Genomic DNA, 13,708 nt, shown 5'->3' on the forward strand with positions numbered 1-13,708 from the left:
GCGCTTACTCCAGCCCGTCCAGGAGCTCGTCGACCTTCTGCTTGGTCAGACGCTCGTGGTAGTGGCCATTGATGACCATCATGGGTGCGGCCGAGCAGCCCGCCAGGCACTCTTCCTCACGCTTGAGGTAGACGCGGCCGTCGGCGGTGGACTGGCCCAGCTTGCAGCCGAGCTTCTTCTCGGCGTGCGCGACCAGGTCCTCGGCGCCGTTGAGCCAGCAGCTGATGTTGGTGCAGAACGCCACGTTGTTGCGACCGACCTTCTCGGTCTCGAACATCGAGTAGAAGCTCGCCACCTCGTAGGCCCACACCGGCGGCAGGTCCAGGTACTTGGCGACGCCGGCGATGAGTTCGTCGGTCAGCCAGCCCTCGTTCTGCTCCTGCGCGGCATGCAGCCCCTGCAGCACCGCCGAGCGCTTGCGCTCCGGCGGGAACTTGGTGAGCCAATGATCGATGTGAGCGCGCGTCTTGTCGCTCAGCACCACCAGCGGATCGACGTCACGCGCCGATTCGAAATTGCCCGTCGCCTTCATCGGTCGACCTCACCGAAAACCAAATCGTAAGTACCGATCATTGCCACCACGTCAGGCAGCATGTGACCGCGGATGATCGCGTCCATCGAGGACAGGTGCACGAAGCCCGGCGCGCGCAGGTGCACGCGGAACGGCTTGTTCGCACCGTCGGACAGCAGGTAGCAGCCGAACTCGCCCTTCGGCGCCTCGACGGCGCTGTAGGTCTCGCCGGCTGGCACGCAGTAGCCTTCGCTGAACAGCTTGAAGTGGTGGATCAGCGCTTCCATGTCGTCCTTCATGTCCTCGCGGCTGGGCGGAGCGACCTTGAAGTTCTTGACCATGACCGGGCCGGGGTTGGCCTTCAGCCATGCCACGCACTGCTTGATGATGCGGTTGGACTCGCGCATTTCGGCCACGCGGACCAGGTAGCGGTCGTAGCAGTCGCCTTCGGTGCCGAGCGGGATGTCGAAATCGACCGCGTCGTACTTGGCATACGGCTGCTTCTTGCGCAGGTCCCACTCGATGCCCGAGCCACGCAACATCACGCCGGTCATGCCCCAGGCACGCGCCAGTTCCGGCGTGACCACGCCCACGCCCACGGTACGCTGCTTCCAGATACGGTTGTCGGTCAGCAGGGTTTCGTATTCGTCGACGCGCGACGGGAACGTGTTGGTGAAGTCTTCCAGGAAGTCCAGCATGGAGCCTTCGCGGGCGGCATTGAGCTTCTTCAGCGCATTGCCCTTGTGCCAGCGAGATTCCTTGTACTTCGGCATGCGGTCCGGCAGGTCGCGGTAGACGCCGCCCGGACGGTAGTACGTGGCGTGCATGCGCGCGCCGCTGACCGCCTCGTATACGTCCATCAGCTCTTCGCGCTCGCGGAACGCGTACAGCATGACCGCCATCGCGCCCAGGTCGAGCGCGTTGGAGCCGACCCACATCAGGTGGTTCAGGATGCGGGTGATCTCGTCGAACATCGTGCGGATGTACTGCGCACGCTCCGGCGCCTCGATGCCCATCAGGGTCTCGATCGCGCGCACGTAGGCGTGCTCGTTGCACATCATCGACACGTAATCCAGGCGATCCATGTAGCCGATCGACTGGTTGAACGGCTTGGACTCGGCCAGCTTCTCGGTGCCACGGTGCAGCAGGCCGATATGCGGGTCGGCACGCACCACGGTTTCGCCGTCCATTTCCAGGATCAGGCGCAGCACGCCGTGCGCCGCAGGATGCTGCGGGCCGAAGTTCATCGTGTAGTTGCGGATCTCCTGCTTGCTTTCGGCAGGATTGCTCGCGAAGGCCGCGGCGGCCTGGTGGAACTCGCTCACTTGGCGGCCTCCGTGCGCGACTCACCGGCCGCGGTCTGGTAACGCGCGTCGTCGCGGATCACGCGCGGCACGTTGACGCGCGGCTCGACCGAGGTCACCGGTTCGTACACGACGCGCTTCTTCTCTTCGTCGTAACGCACTTCGACGTTGCCGATCAGCGGGAAATCCTTGCGGAACGGATGGCCGACGAATCCGTAGTCGGTCAGGATGCGACGCAGGTCCGGGTGGCCGGCGAAGACGATGCCGAACAGGTCGAACGCCTCGCGTTCGAACCAGTTCACGCCCGGCCAGATATCGCACACCGAGGCCACCACCGGCAGCTCGTCGTTCGGTGCGTAGCAGCGAACGCGCAGGCGCTGGTTGTGCTGGTAGGAGATCAACTGGGCGACGACCGCGAAGCGCTGCTGCGGCATGGTGTCCGGCTGCGCGCCTTCCGGGGTTTCGCGGCTGGGGAACTCGCCCCAGGCGAAGCGACCGGCCGACTTGCCTTCGACGCCGCGGCTGAAGCCCTGCGAGGACACGTCATCGGTGTCCCACTCGTCGCTGCCGTAGCCGAGGTAATCGACGCCGCACAGATCCGAGAGCTGCTCGAAACCGAGCTCGTCACGCAGCGCGAGGCAGGTGGCGTGCCAATCCGCGGCAGGCACTTCCATCGTCACTTCGCCGCGCGGTTCGACCACGGTGACCCGCGCGCCGGCGAAACGCGCGCTGAGTCGGTCAGTGAAAGGAGTTGCTTGCTCTGCCATGGGGGCTTGGCTGCTTTGTAAGAGGAAGACGGGTCAGCGTGCGATCGTCTGGGTGCGCCAGATCTTCTTCTGCAGCTGCAAGATGCCGTAGACCAGCGCCTCGGCCGTCGGCGGGCAGCCCGGCACGTAGACGTCGACCGGGACCACGCGGTCGCAGCCGCGCACCACCGAGTAGGAGTAGTGGTAGTAGCCGCCGCCATTGGCGCAGCTGCCCATCGAGATGACCCACTTCGGATCCGGCATCTGGTCGTAGACCTTGCGCAGCGCCGGGGCCATCTTGTTGACCAGCGTGCCGGCCACGATCATCACGTCGGACTGGCGCGGCGACGGGCGGAACACCACGCCGTAGCGGTCAAGGTCCAGGCGCGCGGCGCCGGCGTGCATCATTTCCACCGCACAGCAGGCCAGACCGAAGGTCATCGGCCACATCGAGCCGGTGCGCGCCCAGTTGAGCAACGCGTCGACGCTGGTGGTGACGTAGCCCTTTTCGAGCAGCGGGTTCTCGCCTTCGGGGCGGAGAATGTCGTCGATGCGACCTTCCGGGATCGGATTGGTCATCAGACGGTCGAGGGTCTGAATCACTCCCATTCCAGGGCTCCCTTCTTCCAGACGTAAATGAAACCGAGGAACAGCATGCCGACGAACAGGCCCATGGTGACCAGCGAACGGGCGCCGATTTCCATGAACACCTGCGTCCAGGGCACGATGAAGATGATTTCCAGATCGAAGACGATGAACTGGATCGCGATCAGGTAGTAGCGCACGTCGAACTTCATGCGCGCGTCTTCGAAGGCTTCGAAGCCGCATTCGTACGGCGAGAGTTTCTGGGCATCCGGACGGCGAGGGCCGAGCAACCGGCCAATGACCATCAGCGCGATGCCGATGCCCGTAGCGACGACCAGGAACAGCAGACTCGGCAAATATTCGGCCAGCACAGCGATTCTCTCTTGCCTCTGCCGTGCGCGTGGGGCGCGCCGGCATGGGGTATAGGCGGAACCCGCGGCAGGCGTTGCCACAACCCGCAGGAACCGCAGCCAAACATGGTGCCCAAGAGGGGACTCGAACCCCTACGACCTAAGTCGCTACCACCTCAAGGTAGTGCGTCTACCAATTCCGCCACCTGGGCTTGCGTTGCGCACCGGCGTTGCAGTGCGCAGCGTATTGTAACCGGCTTCAGCGTTTTTGTGACGCGCCGGCGTTATTTTCTTCACCCGCCTGCGGCGCCTGTTCGACCGGCGCGGCTTCGACCGGCGCCTGCTGCGCCGGGGCGGTTTCGACCGGCGCCGAGGGCACCGTCGAGGAGGCCGGCGCCTGCGGCAGCGCCTGGCTCATTTCACCAGCCGGCGCGGCCGGGGCGGTTTCCTGCGACATCACGCCCAGGCCCTGCTCGGCCGGGCGATTGCCGTGGCCGGCGTACCAGGCCATGAAGAGGCTGATGGCGAAGAACGCCACGGCCAGCCACTTGGTGGACTTGGAGAGGAAATTCGAAGCGCCGCGCGAGCCGAACACGGTGCCCGAGGCGCCCGCGCCGAAGCCCGAACCCGCCGCCGCACCGGCGCCGCGCTGCATCAGGATCAGCGCGATCATCGCCACCGCGATCAGCACATAGATCACATTGAGGATCAACATCAGCATTTTCGAATCCGTCCCCGGACTAATGACTTTGAAGGTTTAGCAACCGACCGCCGCGCAGGCGATCGCCAGGAAATCCTCGGCGACCAGCGAAGCGCCACCGACCAGCCCTCCATCGACATCGGGCTGCGAGAACAGTTCCGCGGCGTTATCGGGCTTGACGCTGCCGCCGTACAGGATCGGCAACGAATCGGCGATTCTAGCATCGAGGCCGCGGATTTGACCACGAATGAAGGCGTGCACGGCCTGAGCCTGTGCCGGGCTGGCACTGCGGCCGGTACCGATGGCCCAGATCGGCTCGTAGGACACCACGGCCTTCGCGAACCCCTCCACCCCCACCAGCGCCAGCACCGGCGCGAGCTGGCTGGCGATGACCTGCTCGGTCAGCCCGGCCTCGCGGTCCTGCAGGGACTCGCCCACGCACAGGATCGGGGTCAGCCCGGCATGCAGGGCGGCGGCGAACTTGCGCGCCACCAGCTCGCTGCTCTCGAAATGGTACTGGCGGCGCTCGGAATGGCCGACCAGCCCGTAGTCCGCGCCAACATCCACCAGCATGCTGGCCGAGACCTCGCCGGTATAGGCGCCCTTCTCGTTGCTGCTCACGTCCTGGGCGCCGAAGCGCAAGTGGCCGCCCTCGAAATCCTCGATCAGGTCGCCCAGGTAGGGCAGCGGCGGCAGAATGACGACCTCCACCCCGTCCAGCGGCATGGCCGCGGCGACCTTGGCAACCAGCTCGGTGGCGAACTGCCGGGTGCCGTGCAATTTCCAATTGCCGGCCACGATCTTGCGACGTATCGCCATCGCTTCGTCACTCCTCGCAAAAGGGTATAAGAATAATCCAATGCGCCATGCCGAACCGTTATCGCGGACAACGACGGGACAAAATCGGTCCCGCCCGGGCCAGCCCGCCGCCGGTCAGGCGACAAAAAAGGGCCGGTCATGGACCGGCCCCGGGATACGGCGGGCGGGCGCCCTGCCCTACCTTACTTGAGCTTGATCTCGCGCAGGCGCTCTTCCAGGTAGCCCTGGGCGGTGATCGGCTCCGGGTAGCGGCTCGGGTTGTCGGCGGTGACCGTGGAGGGCAGTACGTCGATCAGGAAATCCGGATTCGGGTGCAGGAAGAACGGCACCGAATAGCGCGGCTGGCGGGCCAGGTCGCCCGGCGGGTTCACCACGCGGTGGGTGGTCGACGGGTACACGTGGTTGGTCAGGCGCTGCAGCATGTCGCCGATGTTGACCACGATGGTGTCGGCCGACGAGGTGAACGGCACCCACTCGCCCTGCTTGGACTTCACCTCCAGCCCGGCGGCGCTGGCGCCGACCAGCAGCGTGATCAGGTTGATGTCCTCGTGGGCGCCGGCGCGCACGTTGGGGATGTCGTCGGCGGTGATCGGCGGGTAGTGGATCGGCCGCAGGATCGAGTTGCCCGAGTCGGTCTTGTCGACGAAATAGTTTTCCGGCAGGCCGATATGCAGGGCCAGCGCCGACAGCACGCGCGCGCCGAGCTGGTCGAGCTTGCTGTAGAGGTTGTAGCCGTGCTCGCGGAACCCGGCGACCTCGGTCGGCCACAGGTTGGCCGGCATCACGTCGCGGTACTTCGAGCCCTCCGGGATTTCACGGCCGATGTGCCAGAACTCCTTCAGGTCGAAATGCTTGGAGTCCTTCGCGGTTTCCACGCCGAACGCGGTGTAGCCACGCGCGCCGCCGCTACCCGGCAGCAGGTACTGGCGCTTGGTGTCCTCCGGCAGGGCGAAGAAAGCCTTGAACACATCGTAAGCCGCGTCGATCTCCGCCTGCGGAATGCCATGGTTGCGGATGCCGGCAAAGCCCCATTCGCGGTAGGCGGCGCCCAGCTCGGCCACGAAGGCGTCGCGGTCGCTGTCGAAACGGGTGATGTCGAGGGTGGGAATCTGGCTCACGGGCTGACCTGCTGGGATGGGAGCTGAACGTCGCTTTTTGCGTGCGCATATTCTGACAGATCGCAGGCCGGCCCCGAACCTAGGATCGCGGCGCGTCCAACGCCGCACCGCGGCAGACGCCCGTCCCTCGTTTCGGCCTGCCATGAACCTGACTGCCGCGCCCGCGCGCGCCCACCGCGATCCTCCCCTGCCGCCCGGCCCACCCTTGTCGATCCTGCACAGCGAAGCGGCCACCGGCTTCGGCGGCCAGGAGACCTATCTCTACCGGCACCTGCTGGCCATGCGCCAGCGCGGCCACCAGGTCACGCTGTTGTGCCAGCCCGACGCGCCGCTGGGCAGGCGCGCACGGGCCGCCGGCATCGAAGTGATCGAACTGCCGATGGGCGGCCCGCTACGGCTGGTGGCCGGCATCGCCCGTGCCCGCAGGCTGTTGCGCGAACGCCGCTTCGATGTCGTCAACACGACCAGCCGCCGTGACACCTTGATCGTCGCCTGCGCGGCGCGGCTGGCACGCATCGGCCTGGTGGTGCGTTCAAGGCACCTGATGAGCCCGGTCAACTCGCTGCTGACCTACGCCTTGCTGCCGCACCGCGTCCTGACTGTCAGCGAGCATGTCCGGCAATTGCTGGTCCAGCGCGGCGTGCGGGGCGAGCGTATCGGCGTGGTGCCGCCTGCGGTGGCCGCCCTGCCCTGGTTCGACGCGCCGGCCGAACACGCCTGGTCGCAGCGCACGCAGGCGCGTGCACGCGTACGTCGCGAACTGGGATTCGGCGCGGGCGACCTGCTCGTAGGCTGCGTCGCAGTCCTGCGCCCACCCAAGGGCCATGCCGAACTGATCGAGGCGATCGCACCGCTGTGCCTGCGCCACCCGTGCGTGCAGTTGCTGCTGGTGGGCCACGGCGATGCGGCCAGGCGGCAGCTGCAACTGCAATGCCAGGCGCACGGCATCCAGGCGCAGGTACATTTCCTCGGTTACCGCCGCGACGCCTGCGAACTGATGCCGGCCTTCGACGTGTTCGCGCTGGCCACCCGCCGCGAAGCGGCCGGCACCGTGCTGCTGGAAGCGGCTGCGGCCGCCGTGCCGATCGTGGCCACCGACGTGGGCGGCATTCCGGAGATGCTCGAGCGCGGCGGCAACGCCCTGCTCTCGGGCGTCGACGACATCGCCGCCATGACCCAATCGCTGCGCCTGCTGGTGGACCACCCCGGCCTGCGCCGGCGCATGGGCACTGCGGGCTGGCGCTGGCTGCGGCGGCACCGGGAATTCACGGTGGACGGCCAGGCCGAGGCGACCGAACGACTCTATCGGCAATGGCAGGAGGAACGGCATGGATCGCGCTAAGGCCGTGCCGGTGCTGATGCACCACCACGTCACCCCGGCCGGCGGCATGATCAATGTCTCGCCGGAAAACTTCGCCAGCCAGATCGCCTGGCTGGCGCGCGATGGCTGGACCTCGCTCACGCTGGACCAGTTCGCCGGCTTCCTGGCCGGCCGGCCGGTGCCGCGCAAGTCGATCCTGATCACGTTCGACGATGGCTATCTGGACAACTGGGTGCATGCCCACCCGATCCTGCAGCGCCATAGCATGCATGCGGTGCTGTTCCTGGTCAGCGGCTGGGTCGGCGACGGCGTGGTGCGCCCTTTCGCCGGGCAGACGGCCCGGCCACTGTCCACGCCCACCCACCGCGCCTGCGAAGCCGCGATTGCCGGGGGGCGCGCCGACGACGTCATGATCCGCTGGAGTGAAGCGCGGCAGATGATCGCCAGCGGCAGCTTCGAGGTGCATTGCCACACGCACACCCACCGCCGCTGGTACGAACTCGGCCTGTCCTCCGCCACGCTGCGCGAGACACTGGCCGAGGACCTGCGGCAATCGCGGCAGACGCTGGAGCGCGAACTCGGCCCGCTGTCGGATCATCTGTGCTGGCCGTTCGGGTATTTCGACGCCAACTACCTGGCCGTGGCACGCGAACTGGGTTTCGGCCACCTGCACACGACCCACGCCTTCGGCCGCAACCTGCCCGGAGGTGATCGCGAACACGTGTATCGGTTTCCGGTGCGCGACCGGCCCGCCCGCTGGTTGCGCCAGCGCATCCGCGCCAGCTACCACCCTTTGCAGGCGCCGGTGTTCAATCGCTTCAAGGCATGGCGCCGGGGCTTGCCGCCCGGCGCCTGATCGACCTCAGGTGGCGGCACGCACCGCGTCGGCCAATGCCTGAAGGGTGGACTGCATCAACGTGGCGTCATCGGCCTCGACCGTCACCCGCACGACCGGCTCGGTCCCCGAAGGCCGCAGGAACGCCCGGCCCCGTCCTTGCACCGCGGCCTGCGCCTGCACCAGCGCCTGCTGCACCGAGGCCGCGCCGACGGTGTCCTTGGCGTTGCCCTGCAGCTTCACGTTGATGGTCTGCTGCGGCACCTTGTGCAGCCCGGCCAGCGCCTGGCGCAGGCTGGCGCCCTCGCGGCGCAGCGTCTCCAGCACCTGCAGGGCGCTGACGATGCCATCGCCGGTGGTGGCGCGGTCCAGGCACAGCATGTGGCCGGAGGTTTCGCCGCCCAGCACGCCACCGCCCTCGACCAGCGCCTGGTGCACGTAGCGGTCGCCGACCTTGACGCGCACGAACGGGATGCCGAGGCCGGCCAGCGCCTGCTCCAGCCCGTAGTTCGTCATCAACGTGCCGACCACCGTGCCCTTGAGCCGGCCGCTGGCCTGCCAGCCGCGTGCCAATACATAGAGCAGGTCGTCGCCGTCGACCGGGTTGCCCTGGTCGTCGGCCATCAGCACGCGGTCGCCGTCGCCATCGAAGGCGATGCCCAGGTCGGCCCCGACCTCGCGCACTTTCGCGGCGAGGTTGTCGATGTGGGTCGAACCCACGCCGTCGTTGATGTTCAGGCCATCCGGCGCCGCGCCGATCACCACGACTTCCGCGCCCAGCTCGCGGAACAGCATCGGGGCGATGTGGTACGTGGCGCCGTGCGCGCAGTCCAGCACGATCTTCAGCCCGCGCAGGTGGAAACCCCGCGGCACGCTGGACTTGCAGAACTCGATGTAGCGGCCGATCGCATCGCGCGCGCGCGACGCCTTGCCCAGGCGGGTCGAATCGACGGTCAGGAACGGCGCGTCGAGCGCGGCCTCGATGGCCAGCTCGGTGGCGTCGTCGAGCTTCTCGCCTTCGGCGGAGAAGAACTTGATGCCGTTGTCGTAATGCGGGTTGTGCGAAGCACTGATCACGATGCCGGCATCGGCGCGCAGCGTATTGGTCAGGAATGCGATGGCCGGGGTGGGCATCGGCCCGATCAGCTGCACGTCGGCGCCGGCGGCGACCAGCCCGGCCTCCAGCGCGGCTTCGAACATGTAGCCGGAGATGCGCGTGTCCTTGCCGATCAGCACGGTGGGGCGGCCGCGGCCGCCCTCGCCCAGCACGCGGCCCAGGGCATTACCCAGGCGCAGCACGAAGTCGGCCGAAATCGGTCCCTGGCCGACGCGGCCACGGATGCCGTCGGTGCCGAAATACTTCCTTGCGCTCATGCCGCGGCCGGCTTTTCGTCGGCGGCCGGGCGCGCCTGGCGCATCATCATCGCGGTGAGGTCGGCCAGGCGCTCGCGCATTTCGCGGCGGTCGCAGATCTGGTCGATGGCGCCGTGGTCGAGCAGGAACTCCGAACGCTGGAAGCCTTCCGGCAGCTTCTCGCGCACGGTCTGTTCGATCACGCGCGGACCGGCGAAGCCGATCAGCGCCTGCGGCTCGGCGATGTTGATGTCGCCCAGCATCGCGAACGAGGCCGACACGCCGCCGGTGGTCGGGTGGGTCAGCACCGAGATGTACGGCAGGCCGGCTTCACGCAGGCGGCCCAGCGCCGCGGAGGTCTTGGCCATCTGCATCAGCGAGAACAGGCCTTCCTGCATGCGCGCGCCGCCGCTGGCGGAGAAGCACACGTAGGGGCAGCCCAGCTCCAGCGCCACTTCGGCGGCCCGGGCGAAACGCTCGCCGACCACCGAACCCATCGAGCCGCCCATGAAGGCGAAGTCGAACGAAGAGGCGACCAGCGGGTTGCCCTTGACCAGCCCGCGCATGGCGACCAGCGCGTCGTACTCGCCGGTGGCCTTCTGGGTGGACTTGATGCGGTCGGCGTACTTCTTCTGGTCGCGGAACTTGAGCACGTCGACCGGGCCGAGGTGGGCGGCGATCTCGCTGGTGCTGCCCTCGTCGAACAACGACGCCAGGCGCGCGCGGGCGCGGATGGCCATGTGGTGGCCGCACTTCGGACAGACCTCGAGGTTTTCCTCCAGCTCGGGGCGGTACAGCACGCTGCCGCAGTTGCTGCACTTCTCCCACAGGCCTTCGGGGACGCTGCGCTTCTTGCTCGGGGTGTTGTCGGTGCGGATGCCCGAAGGCATCAGTTTGCTGAGCCAGCTCATGCGGTGATGACGATCCTTGCAGGGCGGCCCCGGGGGCCGCAGAAGGGCGCCAGTCTATCCCAGCCGGTTCGATACGGTGCAGGACGCCAGCGTACGTTCCGCCTCAGCCCGCATCCAGCGCGGCCCGCAACGGCGCCAGGAAAGCCTCGGCCCGCTGCCGCGCCTGCCCGCTGTCCGCCGCGCCTTCCAGCGCCTGCACCAGCGCGCTGCCCACGACCACGCCATCGGCATCCACCGCCATGGCCGCGGCGCTGGCTGCGTCCTTGATGCCGAAGCCGGCCACCACCGGCACCGTGGCCGCCTTGCGCAGCGCCTGCAGGCGCTGGCCGGCGGCCTGGGTGTCCAGGCGATCGGCGCCGGTGACGCCGGCGAAGCTCACGTAATACAGATAGCCCCGGGCGCTGGCGCAGACCTGCGGCAGGCGCTGGTCGTCGGTGGTCGGCGCGGCCAGGGCGATCAGCGCCAGGCCGGCGCGATCGAACAGTTCGCGAGTCTCGCTCGCCTCTTCCGGCGGCAGGTCGACCAGCAGCACGCCATCGACGCCCGCCGCCACCGCGGCCTCGGCAAAGCGCGCGGTGCCGTGGATCTCGACGGGGTTCAAATAGCCCATCAGCACGACCGGCGTGGTGGCGTCCTCGCGACGGAACTCATGCACCGCCTCCAGCACGTAGGCCAGCCCGGCGCCGCGCCCCAGCGCGCGCTCGGAGCTGCGCTGGATGGTGGGGCCGTCGGCCATCGGGTCGGAGAACGGCACGCCCAGTTCGATGACGTCGGCACCGGCGCGCACCAGCGCATGCATCACCGGCACGGTGGCTTCCAGCGAGGGATCGCCGGCGGTGATGAAGGGGATCAGCGCCTTGCGGTTCGTCGCGCGGAGCTGGGCGAACTTGTCGTCGATGCGGTTCATACCGTCACCCCCTCGCGCGCGGCGATGGTATGCACATCCTTGTCGCCACGACCGGAGAGGTTGCACAGCACCAGCGCATCCTTCGGCAGGTCGCGCGCCAGCTTGATCGCCTGCGCGACCGCATGGCTGGATTCCAGCGCGGCGAGGATGCCCTCGGTATGCGCGAGCAGGTGGAAGGCGGCCAGCGCCTCGTCGTCGGTGATGCCCAGGTATTGCGCGCGGCCGGTGTCGGCGAGGAACGCATGCTCCGGCCCGACGCCCGGGTAATCCAGGCCGGCGGAGACCGAGTGGGTCTCGATGATCTGCCCGTCGTCGTCGCAGATCACGTAGGTGCGGTTGCCATGCAGCACGCCCGGGCGGCCGGCGGCGATGGAGGCCGCATGGCGACCCGTGCCGATGCCGTCGCCCGCCGCCTCGGCGCCGTAGATCGCCACGCCCGGGTCGTTGAGGAAGGCATGGAACAGGCCGATGGCATTGCTGCCGCCGCCCACGCAGGCGGTGATCGCATCCGGCAGGCGGCCGTAGTCCTCCAGCATCTGCGCGCGCGCCTCGCGGCCGACGATGGCGTTGAAGTCGCGCACCATGCGCGGGTACGGATCCGGGCCGGCGACGGTGCCGATGATGTAGAAGGTGTCGGCGACGTTGGTGACCCAGTCGCGCATCGCCTCGTTGAGCGCATCCTTCAACGTGGCCGAGCCGCTGGTTACCGGCACGACGGTCGCGCCGAGCAGCTTCATGCGGTAGACGTTGATCTTCTGCCGCTCGATGTCGGTGGCGCCCATGTAGACCACGCATTCCAGGCCCAGCCGCGCGGCGACCGTGGCGCTGGCCACGCCATGCTGGCCGGCGCCGGTCTCGGCGATGATGCGCGTCTTGCCCATGCGGCTGGCCAGCAGCGCCTGGCCGATGGTGTTGTTGATCTTGTGCGCGCCGGTATGGTTCAGGTCCTCGCGCTTGAGCAGGATCTGCGCGCCGCCCACTTCGCGGCTCAGCCGCTCGGCGTGGTAGATCGGGCTGGGCCGGCCCACGTAGTGCTTGAGGTCCTTGTCGTAGGCGGCGATGAAGGCCGGGTCCTGGCGCGCGGCGTCGTAGGCGGCGGCCAGCTCCTGCAGCGGGCCGATCAGGGTCTCGGCGACGAAGCGCCCGCCATAGCGGCCGAAGTGGCCGGCGGCATCCGGATAGGCGTGGAAGTCACTGATGGAAGGCGTGGACATGGCGGTACGAAGCTCGTGCGCGCGGCTTTGGTGCCGCAATGGCAGGCACTTTACCGCAGCCCATACCGGGTGATAATCGAGCCCTTCTCCACGACCTGTGAGTTTTGCTCACATGAGCAGCGATCTACCGCCCCTCCCCGCCCTGCGTGCCTTCGAGGCCGCCGCCCGCCTGGGCAGCGTGAGCCGGGCCGCCGACGAGCTGCATGTCACCCATGGCGCCGTGAGCCGGCACATCCGCACGCTGGAGGAAGCGCTGGGCACGCCCCTGTTCGCCCGCCAGGGCCGTGGCCTGGTGCTGACCGACGCCGGTGAACGCCTGCGCGAAGCCAGCGGCGAGGCGTTCGGTCGCCTGCGCGAAGCCTGGCGCGGCCTGCGCCGCCATGCCGGGCACGCGCCGCTGGTGCTCGGCTGCAGCGGCAGCCTGCTGGCGCGCTGGGTGATCCCGCGGCTGGCGCGGCTGGGCGAAGACCTGCCGCAGCTGACCCTGCACCTGTCCGCCACCGAGCAGCCGCCCGGGCCGGACCTGGGCGGGCTGGATGCCGCGCTGCTGCTCGCCTCGCCGCCTTGGCCGCCTGGCTGGCGCGTGCTCGCGCTGGGCCCGGAGCGGATCGGGCCGGTGATGAGCCCCCGGATGGCGGCCGCGGACGCCGGGCTTTCCGTGGCGAACATGGCGCGGCTGCCGCTGCTGGGCACGCGCTCGCGGCCACAGGCGTGGCCGGAATGGGCGCAGGCCAACGGGCTGGCGCCGGACGCGCTGCCGGTCGCCAACGACTTCGAACACCTGCTCTATCTACTGGAGGCGGCCGTGGCGGGATTGGGCGTGGCCATCGCGCCGCAGCCGCTGGTGGCGGACGACCTGGCGAGCGGCAGGCTGGTCGCGCCGTGGGGATTCGTCGAAACGTCGGCGCAGTGGGTGCTGTGCGTGGATGCGCGCAATGGAGACCGGCGCATCGATGCATTCGCGGACTGGCTGCGGCGCGAGCTCGAGGCGCCCGCGGACAGGTAGGCGCGGCTTCAGCCGCGACCCGGCGCCC

General features: G+C 68.4%; 15 protein-coding genes and 1 tRNA gene. 3 read left to right on the forward strand and 13 right to left on the reverse strand.

Annotation, left to right across the window (positions count from 1 at the left end):
• Positions 1-4: 4 nt before the first annotated feature.
• The 9 genes from nuoE to ARC20_RS07250 all read right to left on the reverse strand — a co-directional run bounded on the left by nuoE (position 5) and on the right by ARC20_RS07250 (position 6,133).
• Positions 5-532, reverse strand: a complete 528-nt coding sequence (gene nuoE / locus ARC20_RS07210; protein ID WP_057646104.1) for an NADH-quinone oxidoreductase subunit NuoE — start codon at positions 530-532, stop codon at positions 5-7.
• Positions 529-1,836 carry an NADH-quinone oxidoreductase subunit D gene (locus ARC20_RS07215; protein ID WP_057646105.1) on the reverse strand — a complete coding sequence of 436 codons (1,308 nt, stop codon included), beginning with the start codon at positions 1,834-1,836 and terminating at the stop codon, positions 529-531. The genes nuoE and ARC20_RS07215 overlap by 4 nt, the downstream gene beginning before the upstream one ends.
• Positions 1,833-2,582 carry an NADH-quinone oxidoreductase subunit C gene (locus tag ARC20_RS07220; protein ID WP_057646106.1) on the reverse strand — a complete coding sequence of 250 codons (750 nt, stop codon included), beginning with the start codon at positions 2,580-2,582 and terminating at the stop codon, positions 1,833-1,835. Before ARC20_RS07220 ends, ARC20_RS07215 begins: the two co-directional genes overlap by 4 nt.
• Positions 2,583-2,615: 33 nt before the next feature.
• The gene (locus ARC20_RS07225) at positions 2,616-3,170 is read right to left on the reverse strand and encodes a NuoB/complex I 20 kDa subunit family protein (RefSeq protein ID WP_057646107.1); all 555 of its coding nucleotides are present in this window, start codon (positions 3,168-3,170) and stop codon (positions 2,616-2,618) included.
• A complete protein-coding gene (locus ARC20_RS07230; protein ID WP_057646108.1) occupies positions 3,161-3,517 on the reverse strand; it encodes an NADH-quinone oxidoreductase subunit A in 357 nt (118 codons plus the stop codon). Before ARC20_RS07230 ends, ARC20_RS07225 begins: the two co-directional genes overlap by 10 nt.
• Positions 3,518-3,623: 106 nt before the next feature.
• Positions 3,624-3,708 (reverse strand) — tRNA-Leu (locus tag ARC20_RS07235).
• Between the two features lie 47 nt (positions 3,709-3,755).
• On the reverse strand, positions 3,756-4,217 hold the full coding sequence (secG, locus tag ARC20_RS07240; RefSeq protein ID WP_057646109.1) for a preprotein translocase subunit SecG: 462 nt from the start codon (positions 4,215-4,217) through the stop codon (positions 3,756-3,758).
• A gap of 36 nt (positions 4,218-4,253) precedes the next feature.
• Positions 4,254-5,009 (reverse strand): triose-phosphate isomerase, encoded by a 756-nt coding sequence (gene tpiA / locus ARC20_RS07245; RefSeq protein WP_057646143.1) that lies wholly within the window; start codon positions 5,007-5,009, stop codon positions 4,254-4,256.
• Between the two features lie 188 nt (positions 5,010-5,197).
• Positions 5,198-6,133: an isopenicillin N synthase family dioxygenase gene (locus ARC20_RS07250; RefSeq protein WP_057646110.1), complete on the reverse strand. Its 936-nt coding sequence runs from the start codon at positions 6,131-6,133 to the stop codon at positions 5,198-5,200.
• Between the two features lie 142 nt (positions 6,134-6,275).
• Here ARC20_RS07250 and ARC20_RS07255 point away from each other — a divergent pair, with 142 nt between their 5' ends.
• On the forward strand, positions 6,276-7,475 hold the full coding sequence (locus ARC20_RS07255; protein ID WP_057646111.1) for a glycosyltransferase family 4 protein: 1,200 nt from the start codon (positions 6,276-6,278) through the stop codon (positions 7,473-7,475).
• Positions 7,462-8,310: a polysaccharide deacetylase family protein gene (locus ARC20_RS07260; protein ID WP_057646112.1), complete on the forward strand. Its 849-nt coding sequence runs from the start codon at positions 7,462-7,464 to the stop codon at positions 8,308-8,310. The genes ARC20_RS07255 and ARC20_RS07260 overlap by 14 nt, the downstream gene beginning before the upstream one ends.
• A 6-nt stretch (positions 8,311-8,316) precedes the next feature.
• Here ARC20_RS07260 and glmM read toward each other — a convergent pair whose 3' ends face one another.
• The 4 genes from glmM to trpB form a co-directional block, all read right to left on the reverse strand.
• Positions 8,317-9,663: a phosphoglucosamine mutase gene (gene glmM / locus ARC20_RS07265; protein ID WP_057646113.1), complete on the reverse strand. Its 1,347-nt coding sequence runs from the start codon at positions 9,661-9,663 to the stop codon at positions 8,317-8,319.
• Entirely contained in the window at positions 9,660-10,553 is an 894-nt protein-coding gene (gene accD / locus ARC20_RS07270) for an acetyl-CoA carboxylase, carboxyltransferase subunit beta (RefSeq protein WP_057646114.1), read from the reverse strand. The genes glmM and accD overlap by 4 nt, the downstream gene beginning before the upstream one ends.
• Before the next feature lie 103 nt (positions 10,554-10,656).
• The gene (gene trpA, locus ARC20_RS07275) at positions 10,657-11,460 is read right to left on the reverse strand and encodes a tryptophan synthase subunit alpha (RefSeq protein WP_057646115.1); all 804 of its coding nucleotides are present in this window, start codon (positions 11,458-11,460) and stop codon (positions 10,657-10,659) included.
• Positions 11,457-12,674, reverse strand: coding sequence for a tryptophan synthase subunit beta (gene trpB, locus ARC20_RS07280; protein WP_057646116.1), 1,218 nt, complete (start codon positions 12,672-12,674; stop codon positions 11,457-11,459). The genes trpA and trpB overlap by 4 nt, the downstream gene beginning before the upstream one ends.
• Positions 12,675-12,786: 112 nt before the next feature.
• On the opposite strand from trpB, the gene ARC20_RS07285 reads away from it, so the two are divergent.
• Positions 12,787-13,680, forward strand: coding sequence for a LysR family transcriptional regulator (locus ARC20_RS07285; protein WP_057646117.1), 894 nt, complete (start codon positions 12,787-12,789; stop codon positions 13,678-13,680).
• Positions 13,681-13,708: the final 28 nt, after the last annotated feature.

Origin of the sequence: Stenotrophomonas panacihumi (genome assembly GCF_001431645.1) — a bacterium.
Taxonomy (GTDB): Bacteria; Pseudomonadota; Gammaproteobacteria; order Xanthomonadales; family Xanthomonadaceae; genus Stenotrophomonas_A; species Stenotrophomonas_A panacihumi.